The organism is Elizabethkingia argenteiflava (assembly GCF_009904105.1).
In the GTDB taxonomy this organism is placed as follows: domain Bacteria; phylum Bacteroidota; class Bacteroidia; order Flavobacteriales; family Weeksellaceae; genus Elizabethkingia; species Elizabethkingia argenteiflava.
Window position 1 is genome coordinate 1 of the sequence record NZ_JAAABJ010000512.1, and the last position, 401, is coordinate 401.

Genomic DNA, 401 nt, shown 5'->3' on the forward strand with positions numbered 1-401 from the left:
ACAGCACCATTCACCCTTACCTTGAAAAACATACAATACATAAATACAAAAGGATAGAAGGTATCAAGAGGACGGTTTCTCCATACTTGAACCGCGGGTAGTACACTCTCGGTAATACGGGATATCTCTGCAGGAGAAATCTCCATAGCATACATTTGCTGAACATAATCCCCCATTGCTCGGGTACTCACTCCCATAGCGTACATCGATAAGATATTACCTTCCAGCTCATCGGTAATGATTAGCTGGCGTTTGGGGACAATCTTAGGTTCAAAAGTACCCAGGCGGTCACGACCAGTTTCTAACTCAAATGAGCCAGCACTTAGACTACGCACGGTCTTCTTCGTTTTACCGTTCTTACGGTTAATTTGCTCGTTAAGTTTATCCTGAGCAAGGTGGTA

Annotated in this window: 1 protein-coding gene; it reads right to left on the reverse strand. The window is 43.9% G+C overall.

Going from position 1 to position 401, the window contains the following annotated elements; translation table 11 throughout:
- Positions 1-401, reverse strand: a 401-nt coding sequence (locus GNY06_RS07445; protein ID WP_176589996.1) for a transposase, incomplete at both ends; no start/stop codon positions are given.